Origin of the sequence: Bifidobacterium sp. RTP21102st3_E2_RTP21102_210122, from assembly GCF_040916945.1 — a bacterium.
Classification (GTDB): domain Bacteria; phylum Actinomycetota; class Actinomycetes; order Actinomycetales; family Bifidobacteriaceae; genus Bifidobacterium; species Bifidobacterium longum.
The window spans coordinates 1-22,869 of sequence record NZ_JBCPAN010000010.1 but is presented as its reverse complement, the minus strand read 5'-3'; the positions used below and the strand labels follow the sequence as shown (position 1 = coordinate 22,869).

The following is a 22,869-nucleotide window of genomic DNA, read 5'->3' as shown; positions in this document are numbered from 1 at the left end:
GGCGGGCGGTATGCGATGGATGAGGGGAGGTTCCGGCGGGTCGTGCGGTATCCCCGACAGTCCGAACCGTCCATATGGTGGACGGTCCCAAATGAATCCGACCCTGTGCGGGCGAATCGTGCGGCGATGGACCGATGCCGGTCCGGTCACCTTCCGTTCGCCCGCAGATGAGCCTTCCCCCGAACTTACGGTTGCCATCGTAGAGGTGTTCGATTTCGTGCGGTTTCGTACCAATTTACAAAATTGTCGATTTCGATTTGTCATAAGTTGACGAACACAACCGTAACGTCAACTTCTTGAGCCGGCGCGCAAGGATGTGCAATCGGCGGATTTGCAACGTTTTTGATAGCAGGCGCCAACGGTTACGTTGCCGGAACCTACGCGCGCGTTTGTTCGTAGCCTACAAAAGGGCGTGAAAGCTTTTGTGTGAACGCGGCTTGCCCTCTCCTCTATATAGAGAGCACAATTTGACACTATGGCTTCTATCGTCAAAAAACTGCTGATTGCGAACCGAGGCGAGATTGCGCTTCGCGTGGTGCGCACGGCCAAGGAGATGGGTATCTCCACCGTGGCCGTCTACTCCGAACAGGACCGCAATAGCCGCTATGTGGACATGGCCGACGAGGCATACCTGCTCTCCGGCGACACCTACAAGGACACGTACCTCAACGAAGATCTGCTGATTGACATCCTGCACAAGACCGGTGCGGATGCCGTGCACCCCGGCTACGGATTCCTTTCCGAAGTGCCGAGCTTCGCGCAGAAGGTCGAGGATGCCGGTGCCATCTGGGTGGGCCCGCACCACACTGCGCTGGTGGATTTGGGCGACAAGATTACCGCCCGCCGCGTGGCCCTACGCGCCAAAGTGCCGCCAGTGCCCGGCCTGTCCGAACCGGTGACCGACGTGCGCACGCTGCTCGACTTCGCACACACCCACGGCTACCCGATCATGATGAAGCGCACTGATGGCGGTGGCGGCCACGGCATCACCGTGGTGCATGACGACGAGGAGCTGCGCCGCTTCTACATGAACCACGACGCGCTGCAAGGCGGCGATCTGAAGGAATACTTCATCGAGAAGTTCGTGGACAAGGCACGCCACGTCGAGACCCAGTCCGGGCGCGACTCGCACGGCAACTTCACCGTGTACTCCACCCGTGACTGCTCGCTGCAGCGCCGCAACCAGAAACTCGTGGAAGAGGCACCCGCGCCCTTCCTGTCCGAGGAAATCATCAGCACGCTCGAGGAATACTCCCGCCGCCTGTTCACCACGGTCGGCTACGTGGGCCTGGGCACCTGCGAATTCATGGTGACCCCGAACGGCAAGGTGTACTTCCTGGAAGTCAACCCGCGCTTGCAGGTGGAGCACACCGTCTCCGAAGAGGTCAGCGGCCTCGACCTGGTGCGCGAACAGCTCAATATCGCCGCCGGCGGCGAGCTCACCCGCGCCCCCGAACTGCGCGGCCACAGCTTCGAACTGCGCATCACCAGCGAAGACCCGGCCACCAACCTGACCCCCGGCTCCGGCACCTTGGAGAAGATCCAGTGGCCGGCCGGCCCCGGCGTGCGCATCGATACCGGTGTGGAACAGGGCGACACCATCTCCCCGAAGTTCGATTCGATGATGGGCAAGGTCATCGTCACCGCCCAGAACCGTCTCGACGCCGTGGCCCGTGTGCGCCGCGTGCTCGATGAGCTTGTGATCGAAGGCGTGCCCACGCCGATTCCGCTGTTCAAGGAAATCTTCCGCAACGATGACTTCACCGCCGAGCATGGCCACCCGTTCGCTGTGTCCACCAAGTGGCTGGAGCGCACGTACCTGAACCGCACACCGGCTTCCGCCGCCTCCGGCCAGCCGGCCTCCTTGGCCGCCGCCCCGGGTGCCGCTGCCCCGGCCGCGCCCGACAAGTCCAAGTCGGAGACGTTCGTCATCGAGATGAACAACCGCCGCGTCAAGCTCACCGTGCCACTCGACATCGTGGAGAACATCACCGGCTCGGCCCGCGCCCGCGGTGCCAAGCGACCCACCCAGCCGTTGCGCGGTGCGGGACTGCACAACGTGGCCTCCAGTGCCGCTGCGGCCAACGACGGCGCCAAATCCGGCGTCATCGCCTCCCCGATGCAGGCCGTGGTCACGCGCATCAACGTGTCCGAAGGCCAGCAAGTGGCCAAGGGCGACCTTCTGGTGGTGCTCGAATCCATGAAGATGGAGAACTACGTGTACGCGCCGGCCGCCGGCGAAGTGAAGAAGATTTTCGTTGGCCCGGCCGACGGCGTGGAGGCCGGCGACACGCTGGTCACGCTGGACGTGAACGCCGGCAAGGCCAAGGCTGCTGCGGCTGCGCCGGGATCTCTCCCTCAGGCGGCTGCGTCGACAGCTCCCTCGTCAGAAGGAGCCGATAAGGCCACCGACGCCAAGAAGGAGGGTGGCAATGACTGACATCATGGATTCGCAGGCCGTGAAGGCCGCGGCTGCGGCCTCGGCCGCCAACGCCGCACAGCCTTCGGCCCACCAGCCGCTGCGCACCGCTGTGGTCAAGGCCGCCGAACTGGCCCGCGCCGCCGAAGAGCGCGCCCGCGACAAGCAGCACGCCAAAGGCAAGAAAACCGCGCGCGAACGCCTCGACCTGCTCTTCGACACCGGCACGTTCGAGGAGATCGGCCGCTTCCAGGGCGGCAATATCGCCGGCGGCAACGCCGGTGCGGCCGTCATCACCGGCTTCGGCCAGGTCTACGGCCGCAAAGTGGCCGTCTACGCCCAGGACTTCTCCGTCAAGGGCGGCACCCTCGGCACCGCCGAAGGCGAGAAGATCTGCCGACTGATGGACATGGCCATCGACCTCAAAGTGCCGATCGTGGCCATCGTGGACTCCGGCGGCGCCCGCATCCAGGAGGGCGTGGCCGCCCTGACCCAGTACGGTCGCATCTTCCGCAAGACTTGCGAGGCCAGCGGCTTCGTGCCCCAACTGAGCCTGATTCTCGGCCCCTGCGCCGGCGGTGCCGTCTACTGCCCGGCCCTGACGGACCTCATCATCATGACCCGTGAGAACTCGAACATGTTCGTCACCGGACCGGACGTGGTCAAGGCCTCGACCGGCGAGACCATCTCCATGGCCGACCTCGGCGGCGGCGAAGTGCACAACCGGGTGTCCGGCGTGGCCCACTACCTCGGCGAGGACGAATCCGACGCCATCGACTATGCGCGCACCGTGCTCGCCTACCTGCCGTCCAACAGCGAAAGCAAGCCGCCGGTCTACGCATACGCCGTCACCCGCGCCGAACGCGAGACCGCCAAGCGACTTGCCACCATCGTGCCCACCAACGAACGTCAGCCTTACGACATGCTCGAAGTGATTCGTTGCATCGTCGATTACGGCGAATTCGTGCAGGTGCAGGAACTGTTTGGCGCCTCCGCGCTCGTCGGCTTCGCCTGCATCGACGGCAAGCCGGTTGGCATCGTGGCGAACCAGCCGAACGTGCTCGCCGGCATCCTGGACGTCGACTCGTCCGAGAAAGTCGCCCGATTCGTACGCCTGTGCGACGCGTTCAACCTGCCCGTGGTCACCCTCGTGGATGTGCCCGGCTACAAGCCCGGCTCCGACCAGGAACACGCCGGCATCATCCGCCGCGGCGCCAAGGTGATCTACGCCTACGCCAACGCACAGGTACCGATGGTGACCGTGGTGTTGCGCAAGGCGTTCGGCGGCGCGTACATCGTGATGGGATCCAAGGCCATCGGCGCGGACCTGAACTTCGCGTGGCCCTCCTCCCAGATCGCGGTGCTCGGCGCGGCCGGCGCGGTGAACATCATCCACCGCCACGACCTGGCCAAGGCCAAGGCCTCCGGACAGGACGTCGATGCGCTGCGGGCCAAGTACATCAAGGAGTACGAGACCAGCACCGTCAACGCGAACCTGTCACTGGAAATCGGGCAGATCGACGGCATGATCGACCCCGAACAGACCCGTGAGGTGATTGTCGAATCGCTGGCCACGCTCGCCACCAAGCGGCGCGTCAAGCGCACCACCAAACACCACGGCAACCAGCCCCTCTGATTTTTGAAGACGTCAACCAAACACAAGTAAGGAAAGCAATGACCACCTTCTTCCTCAATCGCCTAGCCACCGAGCCCCATGCGCTCGCCTTCGCCGGCCAGTCCACCCCGTGGCCGGTAGCCCTGGCAGACCAGACCACCGATCCCAGCCTTGACGAGGCCCTGCGCGGCCACGTCGCCGCAGCCGGCCGACTGCTCACCCCGGTCGCCGCCGACCTGCTGGCCACCACCGGCCGTCCGGTCGACCTGTTCGGCTTCGCCCCGAACCCGGCACGCCTCGGCGCCGCAGCCGACGCCACCGCGTCCGTGGAAGGCGTGGCGCTGACCCAGCTCGGCGCCCTGCTCGACCTCGAACACCTCGGCTACAGCGTGGCCCAGGCCAAGCCGCTCGCCGTGCTCGGCCACTCCCAGGGCGTGCTCGCCGTGCACATGACCCGCGCCATCGAGGCCGCCGGCTCCATCGAGGCCGCCGGCAAGACCCTCAACGAGATTCTGGCCGTGGCCGCCCTGATCGGCGCCGCCGGAACCCGCCGCGTGCGCGAACTGGGCCTGAACCCCAAGTATGGCGAAGCCAGCCCGATGCTCTCCGTCAAGGGCGCCACCCGCGCCCAGGTTGAGGCTCTGGTGGCCCGCGTCAACAACGCTCGCGGCCCGATCTCCATCGCCGTCACCAACTCCGACAACCACCACGTGCTGTCCGGCTACCCGGAAGACCTGGCCGCTTTCGCCCTCGAAGCCGAGCGCGAACACCAGCATCAGGCCAAGCTGCGCGAGCAGAAGCTCCACGGCGGCACCGTGTTCAACCCGACCCTCGAATACCTTGAGGTCACCCTGCCCTTCCACTCGCCGCTCATGGCCGACGCCGTCGAACAGACCGTGGCCTGGGCCGGCGCCTGCGGCTTCGACCAGAAGCGCACCCGTGCACTCGCCGAGGAAGTGCTCCTGAACCACGTGGACTGGAACGCCCGCGTCAAGGCGCTGTTCGACGACGCCGACCCGTCCAAGCTGTGGATCGTGGACCTCGGCCCCGGCAACACGCTCGGCAAGCTGATCGGCAACGTGGTGCAGGGCACCGGCATCGGCGTGGTCGAAGCCACCACGCTGGCCGAGCGCTCCACGCTCTCCATGCTGGAAAGCGAGCCTGAGCGCACCCAGAACTGGAAGGCGTTCGCCCCGCGCGTCATCAACACCCCGGCCGGCGCCAAGCTGGTCACCAAGTTCTCCAAGCTCACCGGCAAGCCGCCGGTGCTGCTGCCCGGCATGACCCCCACCACCGTGGAACCGGAAATCGTGGCCGCAGCGGCCAACGCCGGCTACTGGGCCGAGCTCGCCGGCGGCGGCCAGGTGACCGCCGAAGTATTCGACCGCCACATCGCTGCCCTCGAAGACGAGCTGGAGGAAGGCCGCACGGTCGAATTCAACGCGATGTTCATGGACCGTTACCTGTGGAACCTGCAGTTCGGCTCCTCCCGCATCGTGCCCAAGAAGCGCACATCCGGCGCGCCGATCGACGGCGTGGTCGTCTCCGCCGGCATCCCTGAGCTGGACGAAGCCGTGGAGCTCATCAAGAACCTGCAGGCTGACGGCCTGCCGTACGTGAGCTTCAAGCCCGGCACCGTTGACCAGATTCGCCAGGTTGTGCGTATCGCCAAGGCCGTGGCCCCCACCACCATCATGGTTCAGGTTGAGGGCGGTGAAGCCGGCGGCCACCACAGCTGGGAAGCGCTGGATGACCTGCTTGCCGCCACCTACGCCGAAGTGCGCGCCTGCGACAACCTCGTGCTGGTCGCCGGCGGCGGCATCGGCACCCCTGAACGCGCTGCCGACTACATTTCCGGCCAGTGGGCCCACGCCTACGGCCTGCCCGACATGCCGGTCGACGGTGTGCTTATCGGTACCGCCGCGATGACCGCCAAGGAGGCTCACACCAGCCCCGAAGTCAAGCAGCTGCTCGTCAAGACGCCCGGCATTCCGGCCGACGCCAAGTCCGACGACGTGTTCGCCCCGCAGGCCGCCCACTGGGTGCCGTCCGGCAAGTCCGTCGGCGGCATGTCCTCCGGCCTGAGCCACCTGCACGCCGACATTTACGAGCTCGAGAACGACTCCGCCGAATGCGGCCGTCTGCTCGTGCGCGTCATGAAGCACCCCGAAGAGCTCGACTCCCGCCGCAAGGAAATCATCGAAGCCCTGAACAAGACCGCCAAGCCTTACTTCGGAGACCTGGCCTCCATGACCTACCTTGAGTGGGCGCGGCGCTTCGCCGAACTCGCCTTCCCGTGGGCCGACCCGACTTACGCCGACCGCTTCCAGCACCTGCTGCAGCGCATCGAAGCCCGTGTGAACGACACGGACTCCGGCGAATTCACCTCCAAGCTGTTCGCCGCTGATGGCGTTTCTGCTGAAGAGGCAGCTGCCGCTGACCTGCTGACCCACGACGACATTCTCGCCGATCCGGCCCCCGCACTCGAAAAGCTCGCACTGGCCTACCCGCAGACCGCCGAACTTAAGGTGGTTCCGGCCGACGTGGCTTGGTTCCCGGTGCTCGTGCGCGAATACCCCAAGCCCATGCCGTTCGTGCCCGTCATCGACAACGACCTGCTGCGTTGGTGGGGTCAGGACCAGCTCTGGCAGTCCGAAGACCAGCGCTACTCCGCCGATTCCGTGCGTGCCATCCCCGGCCCGATCTCCGTGGCCGGCATCACCACCATCGACGAGCCGATCGCCGACATCCTCGGCCGCTTCGAAACCGCCGCCATCAAGCGCGTGCAGGACGAACAGCAGGCCGCCGATGCCGCTGAGAACGACGATTTCGCCGCACTCGGCGAGGCCACCAGCGCCGAGGACTTCATCCGCAAGTCCCCGAACATCTCCTGGGTCGGCCACATCACCGACAACCCCGCCTACGGCACCGCCCTGGGCGACCAGTACTACGAGATCCGCGCGTTTGACGCCGCGGCCGGCAAGTACGATCTGGACATCCACCTCGACACCTACTGGGACAACGACCCGGACGGCGGCACCTCCAAGCACGCCGTGCGCGATATCGTCATCCCGCTCATCGTGGAAGGCACCGAGCCCGGCCGTGTGCCGGTCGTGGACCGCGAACGCCTGATTCCGGACGTCTACGCGATGCTCGCCGCCACCGCAGGCATCGGCAACACCGCCATCACCGGCGACAAGCTCACCGAGATGCCGCAGCTTGACGGCAAGACCTCTGACGAGCGTCCGTTTGCTACCGCCACCGCCGCCTACACCCTCTCCGCCAACCTCGGCTTCGACCACGAAGCGGCCACCGGCGCCGCTCTGCCGACGACCCTGCAGCCCAGCCGCATCGCTCCCGATGCGCTGGTCGGCCCGGCCTGGCCGGCGATTTACACGGCGCTCGGCTCCGTGTACGTCAAGGGCTACCCGGTGATTGAAGGCCTGCTCAACGCCGTCCACCTCGACCACCTCATCGAACTTGAGGTGAACGAGGAGGACCTGCTTAAGCACACCGGTGAAACCATCACCCTGAAGTCTTGGGCTGAGGATTACTTCGAGTCCGCCTCCGGCCGCGTGGTCACCATCCACGTGACCCACACCGCTGCCGACGGCACGCTGCTTGCCCGCGAAACCGAGCGTTTCGCGATCCGCGGCCGCGTCTACTCCGATGCTTTGCCGGCAGACGCCCCCGAGTTCGGCGACGCCGAGCACGAGGAGATCGCGCCCACGCCGCGCCGTCTGCTGCGCCGCGTGAAGGTCGTCGCCCCACACGACATGACCGCCTTCGCCCGCACTTCCGGCGACTTCAACCCGATCCACACCTCCACTCGTGGCGCTCGCATCTCCGGTTTGGCCGCTCCGCTTGTGCACGGCATGTGGCTGTCCGCCACCGCCCAGCACGCCGTGCAGGCGCTGGACGAGAAGGATGCCCACTACGAGATTGCCGGCTGGACCTACAACATGTACGGCATGGTTCAGCTTGACGACACCGTCGAAATCTCCGTCGAGCGCGTCGGCAAGGTGCGCCACGGCGGCATGACCCTCGAAGTCACCTGCCGTATCGACGGCCAGCTCGTCTCCCGCGGCACCGCACTGGTCCGCGCACCGCGCGCCGCCTTCGTCTACCCCGGCCAGGGCATCCAGAAGCAGGGCATGGTTCTGGACGAGCGTGCCAAGTCCGCCGCCGCCCGCGACGTGTGGGAGCGCGCCGACAAGCTCACCCGCTCCAAGCTCGGCTTCTCGATCCTGGGCCTCGTGCGCGATAACCCGAAGGAGCTCACCGCCAACGGCGTGACCTACCGTCACCCCGAAGGCCTGCTCAACCTGACGCAGTTCACGCAGGTGGCGCTCGCGACGGTTGCTTTTGCCCAGACCGCCCGTCTGCGCGAAGCCGGCGCCGATATCTGGCCTGCATACTTCGCTGGCCACTCGCTCGGCGAATACAACGCGTTGTCCGCGTTCGCCGACGTGATTCCGCTGGAAACCGTGCTGGAGCTCGTGTTCCACCGTGGTTCCACCATGCACCACCTCATCGAGCGTGACGCACAGGGTCGCTCCAACTACCGCATGGGTGCCCTGCGCCCGAACCAGTTCGGTGTGGACGACGCGCACGTCAAGGAATACGTGGAATCCGTGGCCAAGGCGTCCGGCGAATTCCTGGAGATCGTGAACTACAACCTCGCCGGCCAGCAGTACGCCATCGCCGGTACGATCGCCGGACTCAAGGCCCTGAAGGCCGATTCCGCCCGCCGCGTGGCCGCATTCGGTGGCAAGCCCGCGTTCATGCTGGTGCCCGGCATCGATGTGCCGTTCCACTCCACACTGCTGCGCAAGGGCGTGCCGGAATTCCGCGACAAGCTCGACGCGCTGCTTCCCGCTTACATCGACTACCGTGGCCGTCTGGTGGACCGCTACATCCCGAACCTGGTGGCCACCCCGTTCGAGATGACCAAGGAATTCGCCGCCAAGATCCTCGAAGTCGTGCCGTCCGAGCGTATCAAGGCCGCGCTCGACGACCCGGCCGTGTGGGATTCCTACGCCGATGACGACCAGAAGCTCGGCCGTCTGCTCTTGACCGAACTGCTCTCCTGGCAGTTCGCCTCCCCGGTGCGTTGGATTGAAACCCAGGCGCTGCTCTTCGGTCAGCGCGAACAGGGCGGCCTCGGCGTGGAAGAATACGTCGAAGTCGGCCTCGGCAACGCCCCGACCCTGGCCAACCTCGGTGCCAAGACCCTGCATCTGCCCGAGTTCGCCGGCAACGATACGGTCGTCTACAACGTCGGCCGCGATGAAGGCCGCGTCTACATGACCGACACCGATTCGCTGGTTCCCGACGATGAGCCGGAAGAGGCTGCGGCCTCGGCCCCGGTCGAAACCGCTCCTGCCGGTGGTTCCGCCGTTGCCAAGCTCGGTTCCGGTGCCGCTCCGGCAAATGCCGTGACTGAGGCTGCTCAGACAACGGATGGCTCCGTCGCCGGACAGTCCACTGGACTGTCCGACTCCTCGCGCGGCCTGCAATCAGGGCAGGCCGCGGCTGGCGCACCGTCCGGTGCCGCCGTCGCCGACCTGCCCTTCAAGGCTTCCGATGCCATCGGCGTGCTCATGGCCTACTCCGCCAAGGTGCGTCTCGACCAGATCGGCAGCAACGACACCACCGACACCCTGACCAACGGTGTCTCTTCTCGCCGCAACCAGCTGCTCATGGACATCAGCTCCGAGCTGGGAGTCGCCAGCGTGGACGGTGCTGCTGAAGCGACGCTCGACAAGCTCGCCCAAATCGTCAACAAGGCCGCCCCGAACTACAAGCCGTTCGGTGCCGTGCTCTCCGAGGCGCTGCGCGACCGCCTGCGCTCGCTGTTCGGTGCCGCCGGCGTCAAGCAGCAGTACATCCGCGACCGCGTGACCAACGTATGGCAGCTCGGTGAAGGTTGGGTGGCCAGCGTGCTCGCCGCACTGCTGCTCGACACTCGCGAGGGTGCCAGCTCCCGTGGCGGCGACCTGGCCAAGCTGCCCACCGCCGCCGTGCAGAACAAGCCGGAAGCCGACAAGCTGATTGATGCGGCCGTTGAGGTCGTCGCCCAGCTCAAGGGTGTTGCCGTGGCCCTGCCGTCCGCCGGTGGTGCCGCTGGTGGCGCTGTGGTCGATTCCGCCGCGCTCGACGCCTTCGCCGAGAAGGTCACCGGTTCCAACGGCGTGCTCGCCGCCACCGCCCGCTTCGTGCTGAACGAGCTCGGCGTGGCCGCTCCGGCTCCGGAAGAATCCGAGGACGAGAACGCCGCCGTCGTGGCCGCGGTTGAAGCCGAACTTGGCTCCGACTGGCCTAAGCAGGTCGCTCCGCGCTTCGACGCCAACAAGGCCATCCTCTTCGATGATCGGTGGGCTTCCGCCCGCGAAGACCTCGCCCGCGCCTACTACGACAACGATCCCGCCGCCCTGAACGGCAGCTTCATCGGCCTTGGCAAGACCATCGCCGCCGAAGCCCAGTGGTTCGCCAACGAGTCGGAGAGCGAAGAACTCAAGGCCGTCTTCCAGAAGGCCGGCTCCGAGGCCCTCGAACAGGTTGCGTCCAACAAGAACGCCTCCCGTTACGCGAATGATATCGCCATCGTCACCGGCGTGAGCCCGAACTCGATTGCCGCTCAGGTGGTCGAAGGCCTGCTCGCAGGCGGTGCCACTGTGGTGGCCACCTCGCACAGCTTCAAGCCGTCCATTAAGGCTTGGGCTAAGCAGGCCTACCGCGAGCACGCTACCGGCAACGCCAAGCTGTGGCTGGTTCCGGCCAACCTCTCCAGCTACCGCGACGTCGACGCACTGGTCGACTGGGTGGGCCACGAGCAGAAGAAGACCTCCGGTGCTACCACCACGATTCTGAAGCCCGCGTGGGAGCCGACCCTGTTCTTCCCGTTCGCCGCTCCGCCGGTCCATGGCACGCTCGCCGACTCCGGCGACCTGTTCGAATCGCAGGCCCGACTGATGCTGTGGGGCGTGGAACGCGCCATCGCCGGCTTCAGCCACATCGGTGCCGACACCAACGTGCAGCACAAGCTCCACGTGGTGCTGCCCGGTTCCCCGAACCGCGGCGTATTCGGCGGCGACGGTGCCTACGGCGAAGTCAAGAGCGCCTTTGACGCCATCGTCAACCGTGCCCGCGCTGAAAAGGTGTGGTCGAGCCGCGTCACCTTCGCTCACCCGAAGATCGGCTGGGTGCGTGGCACCGGCCTGATGGGCGGTAACGACCCGCTGGTCGCCGTCGTTGAACGTCACGGCATCCGCACCTACTCCACCGCACAGATTGCGGCCAAGCTGCTCGACCTGTGCACTGCCGAATCGCGCGAGCAGGCCCTCAAGGCCCCGCTCGATGTGGACCTGACCGGTGGCCTCGGCTCCGAGCCCATCGACATCAAGGCCCTGCGTGCGGAGGCCATGGCCGACGCCGAGAAGGAAGCTGCTGCGGCCTCGTCTCAGGAAACGGATGGCTCCGTCGCCGGACGGTCCACTGGACTGTCCGACTCCTCGCGTGGGCAGCAAATCAAGGCGCTGCCCACACCGATCGTCACCAAGCAGGCTTCGGTCGACCTCAACGACTGGACCAACGTCACCGCCAAGCCGGAAGACGAAATCGTCATCGTTTCCGTCGGTGAGCTGGGCCCGTGGGGCTCCGGTCGTACGCGCGCCCAGGCCGAACTCGGCATCCACTCGGACGGCACCGTCGACCTGAGCGCCGGCGCAGTGCTCGAACTTGCGTGGAACATGGGCCTGCTGACTTGGGCCGACAGCCCGAAGCCCGGCTGGTACGACACCGACGGCAACCTCGTGCCCGAAGAGGACATCGCCGAGCGCTACCACGACGAGGTCGTGGCCCGCTCCGGCATCCGCCCGTTCGAGGAAGGCATGGGCAACGACTACAAGGACGGTGCTGACGAAGAGGAAGCCGAGGTCTTCCTCGACCACGACGTCACCTTCTCTGTGCCCACCCGCGAAGTCGCCACCGAATACGTCAAGCTGGACGAGGCTCACACCACCATCGCCCCGGATGAGGAATCCGGCGAATGGAACGTGACCCGCCACGCCGGCTCGATGATCCGCGTGCCGCGCCGCGCCACCATGACCCGCACAGTCGGCGGCCAGTTCCCGAAGGGCTTCGACCCGACCCGATGGGGCATTCCCGCCTCGATGGTCGGCGACGTCGACAAGATCGCCCTGTGGAACATCGTCACCACTGTGGACGCCTACCTGGGCGCCGGCTTCACCCCGGCCGAAATCCTCGAGTCCATCCACCCCTCGCTGGTGGCTTCGACCCAGGGCACCGGCTTCGGTGGCATGATGTCGATGCGCAAGCTGTACCTCGACCGCTTCCTCAACCACGAGATCCCGACCGACATCCTGCAGGAAGCCCTGCCGAACGTGGTCGCGGCTCACGTGATGCAGTCCTACATCGGCGGCTACGGCAACATGATTCAGCCGGTCTCCGCCTGCGCCACCGCGGCCGTCTCCCTTGAAGAGGGCGTCGACAAGATCGCCCTTGGCAAGGCCGACTTCGTGGTCACCGGTGCGATCGACGACATCGGCGTGGAATCCGTGATCGGTTTCGGCAACATGAACGCCACCGCCAACTCGGAGGAAATGTATGGCAAGGGTATCGACGCGCGCTTCTTCAGCCGCGCGAACGATCGTCGCCGTGGCGGCTTCCTGGAATCCCAGGGCGGCGGCACGATCCTCGTGACCCGCGGTGACATCGCCGAAAAGCTCGGCCTGCCGGTTGCGGCCGTGGTCGGCTTCATCCACTCCTACGCGGATGGTGCTCACACCTCGATCCCGGCTCCGGGCCTCGGTGCCCTGGCTGCCGGCCTCGGTGGCAAGGACTCCAAGCTCGTGCACGACCTGGCTAAGCTCGGCGTCTCAGCCGACGACATCGCCGTGGTCTCCAAGCACGACACGTCCACCAACGCCAACGACCCGAACGAATCCGAGCTGCACAACACGCTGGCCCACGCCATCGGCCGCACCGACGGCAACCCGCTGTTCGTGATCTCGCAGAAGACGCTTACCGGCCACGCCAAGGGTGGTGCCTGCATCTTCCAGGTCAACGGTCTGACGCAGCTGTTCAAGTCCGGCGTGATTCCGGCGAACGCGGCGCTCGACTGCGTGGATCCGAAGCTCCAGCGCGACGACCACATGGTCTGGGTTAGGAAGCCCCTGCGCATCGGCGGTGGTGAGGACGAGTTCGGTCGCGAGACCGCTGGTCGCCCGGTCAAGGCCGGTCTGGCCACCTCGCTCGGCTTCGGACATGTTTCCGGCTTCGTGGCTCTGGTCCATCCGGGTGCCTTCGAGGCGGCCGTGGCCAAGGCCGATGGTGAGGCCGCACTGGAAGCTTGGCGTGAGCGTGCCAACGCCCGCCTGGCTGCCGGCCAGCGTCACCTTGAGGAAGGCATGATGGGTCGCGCCGCGCTCTACGAGCCGATCGACAACCGTCGCTTCCGCGAGGATCACCGTGGCTACGACCACCACGAGGTCGAAAAGGCGATGCTCCTCAACCCGGACGCCCGCCTCGGTGCCGACGGCTACTACGAGGCCTGATATTCTCTGGCTCCCCTCGGTTGATGGGAGCCAGTAGCGCACCGGATCTCGGCTCCCCTCTTTGAGGGGAGCTCCCGCGAAGCGGGTGAGGGGAGTTTCCCTGGAGCTTTCTCGCTGGCACAAACTCAGTGAGAGAAATATGCAGAACATACGAAAGCCCCTCCCTCGGAGTGAGCTTTCTGTGTTTCAAGGGGCTGATTTGGCATTCGCCGGAGGTCTACTTCCGTTTCAAGGGGCTGTTGCCCAAGTAGACAAGGCGTAAAAACGGCGGAATGGCGTTGGCGTTATGCTGCGGATACTCGTGGTATGGAGGATGACCAGCCCCTTGAAACGGAAGTAGACCTCCGGAACGGTCAAAATCCGCCCCTCGAAACGGAGATAGACCTCCGGGGCGGGGCGCGGATGTTTTTGGACGGCTAGGCAGCCAGCCCAAGATGTTTGCGGTATTGCGCGAGGTCATCCAGCATAGTGAATCTTTTCCCCCTGAAATGGAAATCAGGCCCCAATTCTGATGAGGTGTAGAGATTACGCGCGAAGCGGTACACAATAGGAAGCATGAATACTTGTGGTTTGGGGCATGACGTGGTGGATGTGGCCGCATTCGCCGAACAGTTGGCGGAGCCGGGGTCTCGCATGCGTGCGCTGTTCTCCGTGCGTGAGGTGCGGCAGGCATCCGACCGCGCGCGCCAGAAGAATGACGGGGAGGCCGTCCATCTGGCCGCCAAATGGGCGGGCAAGGAGGCGTTCCTCAAAGCCTGGTGCGATTATCTTGGCGATGCCCCCTATCCGTTCACGCTTGATAATTTCCCGTGGCCTGAAATCGAGATCTTGGACGATTCCCGTGGTGTGCCGCATGTGTCTCTGGGTAAGGGGGCGGCGTCAGTCTTCCAAACTGATTACGCGAATTCGGCTGCCGGCGCTCGCTATTCCTCTGCTTCCGATAACGGGCCTTATGCAGTGATGCAGGAGCGGCGGAATGCGCGTTCGGCGCAGCGCTCGACTCTCGGTGCGGGGTCGATGCCGCATATCCATATTTCCCTGAGCCACGATGGTTCGATTGCCTCCGCGGTGGTGACGATTTCTGTGGAATAGCGCCCGAGGCCCCCGAGTGCTACATGCTGTACAACGTCTCCATCATGGTTAACCTGTGGGGCGCGCTCACCAGCCGCGACGTGCGCCTGCTCAAGAACCGGATCGACAAGCTCGACTCGCTGCCCGAAAACTGCTGGTTCGTGATTCTGAATGCGATGGGCGCCGACCTCCAACCATACGAGTCCCAGCTCATCCATTTGTGATTTCGACGGTTTCCAGCTCCCCTCTTTGAAGGGAGCTGTCGCCGTAGGCGGCTGAGGGGAGTCCTCGGCAAAGCCGCAATCCATCAACTAGATTGGCTGGTCCTGCTGCAGCCACACGCGTTTGCCATCCCCGAAGAAATATGTATAATAACTCAAGTCGCCAAAAGCGACGTTTAACGCGGATGTAGCTCAATGGTAGAGCCTCAGTCTTCCAAACTGATTACGCGGGTTCGATTCCCGTCATCCGCTCCACTACAAAGGCGGAAGTCGCAACGGCTTTCGCCTTTTCTCATATGCGCACACGTATGGCGCACTCACGGTACAATACCGTCCTAGCATGGGCGTCGCGTAAACACGATTGCCTTCAAAGAAGATGGTCGTGACTGTGCTGGAATCAATGTTCGGTGCTATGAAGCGAAGCGTTGGTTGTGTGTCTAAGCTGGCCGCATTGTTGAATGAGTCTCAACTTCGGGGTGTCGTTTTATCGGCTGTGATGTTATTGTGGCGCGACACGCCAGCTTTATAGGCGATGAGTGGTGGCATCAGATGAGTTCGCTTGTACGTCTCCATTCTTTGTTGAAATATGTTATGCAAAGTGTGTAATTGGCATATGAAACTGTCATATTTGATGTGTTGCGTTGCGTTTATGTGAACTTATTTTCATTGTGCATATCGTTATCAATTTGTTATCAAGGACGATCGCGAGTGAAATGCGCTCATGTATACAATGGCTGTTGCGTGGCTGCCCTTGAGGGACGTTCCTCTGGCATGGCTTTGCAATGAGCCGCGATGTGGTCGTAACCAACGTGGGATTCGATTGTGCGGCGAAGAAAAAATGATGGGGGGGGAGTCGCCCTCCATCATTCAGGAAAGGGAACTGAATGGTTTCTAACATTCACATATTGCAAACAAGGAAAACCGGTCGTGTGGTTGCTGCTGCGGCTGCATCCGTGCTGTGTTGCATGGGGGCTGTATTTCCAGCGACTATCGGAGTGACTGCGGCGTCGGCCGATGAACCCGTCGAATTGGTCGTCAACGGCGGATTCGAAGACGATCTTAATGGTTGGAAGTCTGGAACGGTGTGGAATAGCTCCGCATCGTCCATTGCCGTCACTGCGGATGATGTGCATGGTGGCAGTGGCGCCTTGAGCGTTACTGATCGTACATCCTCTGATGCTGGTGCAATCCAGTCTCTTGATGGCAAGGTGGAAAAAGGACAGACATATACCGGAAGTATGTGGGTCAAGGCCACGGAAGACGGTGAATTCAATATCACTGTTTGTTCGGGTAATGGTTCCGGATGTGACCAGATTGCGACCGGAACGGCGAAAGCGGGTGAGTGGACACAAATTTCAGGTACTGGAACGTTAGGTGGTAGTGGTGATTTCACCAGTCCCTCGCTGGTGATTGAAAACAAGTATGGCACGAGCAATGCCGACTTCATTGTCGACGACATTTCCGTAACCGGTTCGGATTCTGGTTCCTCATTCGTGCCGCCGACTACGGGTACGGCAACGGCAGCCAAGGCTTTCGGCGACTATTCAAACCCGATTATCGATTATTGGTATGGCGCCGATCCGTGGGCTATGGAATACAACGGACGCGTATATATCTACACTACGGGTGATGGCACTTCTGTGAATGCTGATGGCTCGTTGAATTATGACTATGAATATGACAGTACTGGGCAGATCAAGGACAATTCGTTCGCTCAAGTAAAGACCATCAATGTTCTGTCCAGTGATGACATGGTCAATTGGCGTAATGAGGGTTACATTCGTGTGGCTGGAGAACAGGGGGTGGCCACCTGGGCCAGCAATTCCTGGGCTCCTGCCGTCGCTCATAAGACCATCAACGGTAAAGAGAAGTTCTTCCTGTATTTCGCCAATGGCGGCAGCGGTATCGGTGTGCTGACCTCGGATTCTCCTGTTGGTCCGTGGAAGGACGAAACTGGTGAGCTGTTGATTAAGGGCGGTACTCCTGAATCCGCTGGTGTGGTCTGGCTGTTTGATCCCGCGGTGTTCGTGGATGATGACGGGCAGGGCTACCTGTATTACGGAGGTGGTGTTCCGACAGGCGAGGAAGAACATCCGAACACGGCTCGCGTTATTAAACTGTCCGATGACATGCTGCATACCGAAGGTGAGGCTCAGGCCATAGACGCACCTGCCATGTTTGAGGACTCCGGGATTGCCAAGATAGGTGGTACTTATTACTACTCGTATTGCACTAATTTCAGCCATGACAACGTAATTGATGGTAACACGGTCGGTTACGGCAATATCGCGTATATGACTTCAGACAACCCGATGGGGCCGTTCACTTATCAGGGTGAGATTCTGAAGAATCCGAGCACGTATTTCGGTGTTGGCGGCAACAATCATCACGCGATGGTTCAACTTGGCGACCAGTGGTATATGACCTACCATGCGCAAACGGTGGCAAAGGAATTGATGAACGGCGGTAATCTTGACGCGGCGCATGGCTACCGAAATACTCATCTCGATCCGATTACGGTTAACGAGGATGGTTCCATTGACGATATTGCAATGACATATGAGGGTCTCTCTTCGGTGAAGAATCTGGACGCGTATCAAGATGGAGGCATTCCAGCTTCCACCATTGCATGGGATTCCGGCATTCAGAACGCATATGACCTGACTTCTGGTGTGCGCGTGGTCGATATGACTACAGACAATTCCGAAGGTCAGAAGCTCAGCAATATTAATAATGGTGAGTGGACGTCTTTGGCGAATGTCGATTTCGGGAATAACGGCGCCTCTTCGCTGACTGTGACTGCAGCTGGCAAAGCCGGAGGCATCCTTGAGATTCGTCTTGATGATCCGGATTCCGAACCTGTGGCTTCTATTTCGATTCCTGCCGGTGATGGATCCGAGTACGCCGATTACACGACCACCCTTGAGGGTGTGACAGGGGTGCATCATGTGGTGTTCTCCTTCAAATCCGATGGTGGTGCGAATGCTCAGGATGAGCTGTACGACATCACTACGTACACTTTCACGGAGTCGCAGGATGAAACTCCTTCGACTCCGGTGGACAAGTCTGATTTGCAGAGCGCAGTGAATGAGAATTCCGGCCTGAACGCTTCCGATTACACGGAAGAGAGCTGGAAGGTGTTTGCTGACGCATTGCAGAAGGCTCAGGCGGTATTGCAGGATGAATCCGCTACTGAACAGCAGGTTCAAGATGCGCTTGCTGCATTGAATAGTGCACGTGCCGGTCTGAAGCTGGCTGATGATTCCACTGATGGCAATGCCGACGGCTCCAATGACGATGGCGTGGATTTGGCACAAACCGGTTCCTCTGTCTTGCCTGGTGCTGTGATTGTCGCTTGCTTGGCTCTCACTGGTGTGATCGTAGCGCGAGTGCGTCGCGAGATGCGCTAGTTACCTCTTGGTAATGCGGTCATCCCGTAGCGGCAGCCTCGGGATGACCGCACATGAAACCTAGAACTGGTACTTGTTCAAGCGTAAGTTTTGGCAGTGGTAATGTCCATCACTTATCCATATGCGGGAATGTCTTATCGTCATTCATTGCTGATTTGTGCGGGCATGCTATTGGAATACGCACTCGATGTTGAGTGCTTATCATGAAAGGTTAAAAGACTTATGAATTATTTACGACAAAAAATTTCGGCTAGTGCTATCGCGGTGTTGTCGACTTGTGGGTTGATTTTGGCGCCAATGCCGGTCTTTGCGGATGATTCAACGCCATCTTCAACGCCATCGGATGGCAGTTACACCACGACTGATAGCGGTGATGGCACGTATTCCATTCCCATGTTGAACACGGATGTTCCGGATATCAGTGTTATTCGTGTGTCGAAGGACGATCCGAATAACAAAGACGGTCGTGATGTGTATTACATGGTGAGTACCACTATGGAGCTCAGTCCCGGATCTCCAATTATGAAATCCTATGATCTGGTCAATTGGTGGATAGTCACGTACGTGTATGATCGCATTTCTATGAGCGATGCTTCATCCTTGCGCAATGGAGCTAGCTCGTATGGCGAAGGCGAGTGGGCTCCGTCGCTGCGCTATCACAATGGCCGCTTCTACGTGTTATTCAATACGAACAACCTTAATGGCGCTTATATCTACTACACCGATGATATTGAGAATGGTCCTTGGACGAAGATTGCCCTTAATCGGGGATTCCATGATCCGTCATTGTATTTTGATGAGCAAGGGAGTCCTTGGATTATCTCCGGCGTCAACCAATATAGGCTGTCCGATGATTTAACCACGGTGGTGGAGAGCCATGAGAATATCATCTCTGCCGAACAGTTCACTGATGATCTTGGTGAGACTCCTACCGGATTTGAAGGATCTCAGACTTTCAAAATCGGTGATTATTTCTATACTCCAACGATTTACTGGGGCAAAGACGGTCGTACGGTGATGCTGCTGCGCACCACTGATTTGCTTGATGGCTCCAAATACGAAGCCAAAAAGTATTATCTAGGTGCTTTCGCACAAGGTAGCCTTGTTGAAGTCGACAACGGTGATGGCACGACGTCTTGGCATGGATTCTTCTTCCGAGACACATATCCGACCGGACGTATTCCCGGTTTGATTCCTGCAACGTGGGGTGATGACGGATGGCCTGTGTTTGGGGACAATAATCAGGTAAGCGCGTCGGACACCTACGACAAACTGATTGATTTGCCTGCTGATTTGGAGAATCTGGTTCGCCAGCGTTCCCTGGTCAATTCGGACGATTTTGATAATGACGCGCCTCATCAGTCTTATCAGGATCAGGATTGGTGGACTCTGGAGGAGCCTCCTCAGGTTGACGATTCTCTGATTGGAATCGAGCTGGTGGACAATGGCGATTTCGAAAACGGGACTGAATCGTGGACCCCTCAGTGGAATGGTACGCTTACCGCGATTACGGATGGTTCTCTTTCTGGAACCACGAGTCTTGCTGTGACGAATCGTGGCGAATACAATGGCGCTGGCCCGGGTCAATCTATGGATGGAAAATTGCAGCAGGGCGTGACATATCGTGCCAGTGCAACGATTCGATACGACCATGAGATGGACGGCGTCGATTCATCGGCTGTGACTTCCCACCTGTTTTATGTGGCGATTCAATATGCAGACGGCACAATTAATCGTGTGGCCACAGGAACAGTGAAACGTGGGGAGACGACTACTATCACAGGTGAGTTCTCCATCCCATCCGACGCTAATGTGGAAGGTTCCAAACTCATTGTCGAAACCGCGTGGGGTGCGGAAGGCACGTGCATGGATTACGTCATCGACGATATTTCCCTGATCGGTCTTGCTGATGAGAAGGAATATCCGGTCGCCGAAGAATACCAACCCAATGGTTCGAATCTTGATTTGGTATGGGAATGGGGACATAATCCAGATAACCGATATTGGTCTCTCACTGATCGTGAAGGCTGGTTGCGTTTGACCAATGGGCACAAGGTTTCCGCCACGGCCAAATATATGAAAGGCACTTATGGCGACCTGACATATTTTGAAACCGCCCGTAACGTTTTGTCGCAGCGTACCTTTGGCGGATCCATGTCTGTGGAAACCCACATGGATGTCAGTCATATGAAGGATGGAGACACCGCAGGCCTCGCTACATATACCCGTAGTTTTGCCTATGCCGCTGTGCGTCAAGAAAATGGACAGCGAACGTTGGGCGTGGTCAAGCGTGTCTACGACAATGGCGTGAAGGACGCGGACGGTAATATCGTTGACGATACGATTGATCGTGACGCTGAAGAGGCCTTTGTATCGGGCGGCACAGTGACATTGCCAGATGATGCGACCAATGTGTGGATCAAGTCGGACAACACACTGGATAATGCGAGTGGTAAGTTGACGATTCAGTATTGGTACAGTCTGGACGGTAAGCAATGGTCCAAGCTTGGCGACGAGCAGGGGCCGCTGACTTACGATTGGAGCTTGTCGCACTTTAAGGGGTATCGAATCGGCTTGTTCAATTACGCCAAGGAGAATACGGGTGGTTATGTCGATTTTGATTACTATGACTTGAGCGACGTGTTGACTTCTGACGGCAAAGCTGTGGATACGTCTAAGCTGCGTTCGGCCATTGATCAGGCTGACTCTCTGCAGTCTGCGGAATATCCTATGGATGAGTGGGATAAGATGCTCACGCTACTTGATAAGGCAAAGCAGGCGTTGGCATCCGATCCTTCCACGCAAAATGAGGTGGATGCCCCGCAGCGTGCACTGAGTTTGCAGCTCGCGCAATTGGCGGTTGACCGTCAGTCTGGTGATGGCGGAAATCCTGGTGGTGGTGATCAGACCGGTGACGGTAACCAGTCGGGTAACGGCGATCAGACCGGTGATGGCGGCCAGCAACAGTCTTCTACTGCTGATGATAATTCATCTGAACTGTCATCAACTGGTTCGTCCGTAACACCGATGGTGCTGTCTGCAATTGCCCTGATGCTTGCTGGCATCAGTGTCATTCGGATACGCCGCTCTTCGCGCTGAAATATCGCCGCAGCCTGTTGGTTGCAGCGATTGAATGTGCGGAATCAGTGATGTGTCGCAATGGTGGGTTGTGCGAATGCTCGGCAACGTGGATTCGTACAACCCATCCTGTTATGTTGAGACCGCGGCGTGAGACATGGTGGAGCATGACATCGGCGTAGAATGTGCGATTTTGGAAACAAAGGAGCTGGTGTGTGGGCGGCTGGCAGTTTTCATTTCGAATCGACGGCGTTCTCCTGATATCAAGTATGGCTGTGTATCTATGTTGCCGTTATGTGGTGATGTTAGCGGAGTGAGTAATTCGGATATGGTTCGCCCTTATGAACATATGTATGGCTTATGTCGTCCGCCGAAGCATGGTTGCGATTAGCGAAAATCAGGTATTGCGGCGTTATGTCCGGCGCCATGTCATTATCGTATGGCGCACTCACGATACAATACCGTCCTAGCATGGGCGTCGCGGCATGAGACGACGCATTGTGCAGACAGGTGTGGCGTCGAACAACGAACGCGAGGTAAACGTAGATGGCGGTGAATTCCAGCGTGGAGAAACAGCCGGTCGACCAGCAGGCGAGCGGTGAGGTGCAGGCTGAAATCGATACGCGGTCCGATGGTGTTTCGCCCATGCCCAACGATGTTTCCAAACATAACGATGTTTCCAAGCATCCGGTGGCGTCCATTCCCGAATCGACGCTGTCGCTGGCCGATATTGAGCGTAAGCGCTCGCATCCTGCATTGTGGCTGGCTTATGCGCTGCTGGTGATTGCGGCCATTGTGGTGCCGTATTGGTGGGGGCGTGCGATTGCGGTGAACGATACGCAGTGGCTGCTTGATAATTTGAGCGCGCTTGAGCCGCGCGGCGCCGCGTTTGTTGCCTGGACGGTGACGCTAATTGCCGTTTCCGGCCTTGGTCTGCTGGTTGTTGACGCCCATCGGCGCTTGTGGGGCGCGGTTTTTGTGATTGGCTTGGCGGCGGAGCAACTCATTGCCGGCCTGTGCATTCTGAAAATTGATTTTTGGTATGCGACATATGTGGTGTACGGAGAGTCGTCGGCATTGGCGAATGCGGCGAATCTTGGCATTATTTCAGTTGGTATTGGCGTTGCCGTTTTCGCGGTGCTGTGGGTGGGATTGTTGGTGACGATTAAAAAAGAGTCGCCGTTGAATGTGCTGACGCGCAGTTGGGCGTCGTTTATCTTATTTTTTGTGATTGAGACGATTGCTTTGCTTGTTGTGATGTTTGGCGGCCTGCTGACGTTGGTCCCCGGATTCAATTTGTAAGCGCAACGCTTGTGTTCGGGCTGGCTGCCTTCGATTGTAGCCTGGCGATCTCCTCGTCCCATACCTCGTTGGGCGTTTTGTAGCCGAGGAGTTTCATGGGGGTGTCGTTGATCTCCCCGACGATCGCGTCGAGCTCGTCCTGCGTGAGATCCTCGAAACTGGTTCCCTTGGGCAG

Annotated in this window: 8 protein-coding genes, 1 tRNA gene and 1 pseudogene; 9 read left to right on the top strand and 1 reads right to left on the bottom strand. The window is 60.5% G+C overall.

The annotated features are described in order from the left end of the window. Positions 1-475 precede the first annotated feature (475 nt). The 9 genes from AB5287_RS09745 (at position 476) to AB5287_RS09705 (ending at position 22,694) form a co-directional block, all read left to right on the top strand. The gene (locus AB5287_RS09745) at positions 476-2,440 is read left to right on the top strand and encodes a biotin carboxylase N-terminal domain-containing protein (protein ID WP_007052981.1); all 1,965 of its coding nucleotides are present in this window, start codon (positions 476-478) and stop codon (positions 2,438-2,440) included. Continuing rightward, complete coding sequence (locus tag AB5287_RS09740) at positions 2,433-4,055, top strand: acyl-CoA carboxylase subunit beta (RefSeq protein WP_007052982.1); 1,623 nt, start codon at positions 2,433-2,435, stop codon at positions 4,053-4,055. Before AB5287_RS09745 ends, AB5287_RS09740 begins: the two co-directional genes overlap by 8 nt. A 38-nt stretch (positions 4,056-4,093) precedes the next feature. Beyond that, positions 4,094-13,612, top strand: coding sequence for a fatty acid synthase subunit beta domain-containing protein (locus tag AB5287_RS09735; RefSeq protein WP_368221133.1), 9,519 nt, complete (start codon positions 4,094-4,096; stop codon positions 13,610-13,612). Between the two features lie 555 nt (positions 13,613-14,167). Beyond that, positions 14,168-14,704 (top strand): holo-ACP synthase, encoded by a 537-nt coding sequence (locus AB5287_RS09730; RefSeq protein WP_195606526.1) that lies wholly within the window; start codon positions 14,168-14,170, stop codon positions 14,702-14,704. Between the two features lie 44 nt (positions 14,705-14,748). Beyond that, on the top strand, positions 14,749-14,907 hold the full coding sequence (locus AB5287_RS09725) for a hypothetical protein (RefSeq protein ID WP_229090422.1): 159 nt from the start codon (positions 14,749-14,751) through the stop codon (positions 14,905-14,907). A 178-nt stretch (positions 14,908-15,085) separates the two neighbouring features. After that, positions 15,086-15,159: transfer RNA gene (locus AB5287_RS09720), tRNA-Gly, on the top strand. 629 nt (positions 15,160-15,788) lie between these two features. After that, positions 15,789-18,314 carry a family 43 glycosylhydrolase gene (locus AB5287_RS09715; protein ID WP_195606527.1) on the top strand — a complete coding sequence of 842 codons (2,526 nt, stop codon included), beginning with the start codon at positions 15,789-15,791 and terminating at the stop codon, positions 18,312-18,314. Between the two features lie 297 nt (positions 18,315-18,611). Further along, positions 18,612-21,413, top strand: coding sequence for a family 43 glycosylhydrolase (locus AB5287_RS09710; protein ID WP_032737531.1), 2,802 nt, complete (start codon positions 18,612-18,614; stop codon positions 21,411-21,413). 525 nt (positions 21,414-21,938) lie between these two features. Beyond that, positions 21,939-22,694, top strand: coding sequence for a teichoic acid transporter (locus AB5287_RS09705; RefSeq protein WP_347013356.1), 756 nt, complete (start codon positions 21,939-21,941; stop codon positions 22,692-22,694). On the opposite strand, the pseudogene AB5287_RS09700 reads toward AB5287_RS09705, so the two are convergent. After that, a pseudogene (locus AB5287_RS09700) lies at positions 22,684-22,869 on the bottom strand (IS30 family transposase); the annotation flags it as partial. The gene AB5287_RS09705 and the pseudogene AB5287_RS09700 sit on opposite strands and share 11 nt — an antisense overlap.

Bases quoted from the DNA above. Each gene is read 5' to 3' on its own strand.
- AB5287_RS09740 (WP_007052982.1), top strand. From the start codon at position 2,433: ATGACTGACATCATGGATTCGCAGGCCGTGAAGGCCGCGGCTGCGGCC.
- AB5287_RS09745 (WP_007052981.1), top strand. From the start codon at position 476: ATGGCTTCTATCGTCAAAAAACTGCTGATTGCGAACCGAGGCGAGATT.
- AB5287_RS09715 (WP_195606527.1), top strand. From the start codon at position 15,789: ATGGTTTCTAACATTCACATATTGCAAACAAGGAAAACCGGTCGTGTG.
- AB5287_RS09705 (WP_347013356.1), top strand. From the start codon at position 21,939: ATGGCGGTGAATTCCAGCGTGGAGAAACAGCCGGTCGACCAGCAGGCG.
- AB5287_RS09730 (WP_195606526.1), top strand. From the start codon at position 14,168: ATGAATACTTGTGGTTTGGGGCATGACGTGGTGGATGTGGCCGCATTC.
- AB5287_RS09710 (WP_032737531.1), top strand. From the start codon at position 18,612: ATGCCGGTCTTTGCGGATGATTCAACGCCATCTTCAACGCCATCGGAT.
- AB5287_RS09735 (WP_368221133.1), top strand. From the start codon at position 4,094: ATGACCACCTTCTTCCTCAATCGCCTAGCCACCGAGCCCCATGCGCTC.
- AB5287_RS09725 (WP_229090422.1), top strand. From the start codon at position 14,749: ATGGTTAACCTGTGGGGCGCGCTCACCAGCCGCGACGTGCGCCTGCTC.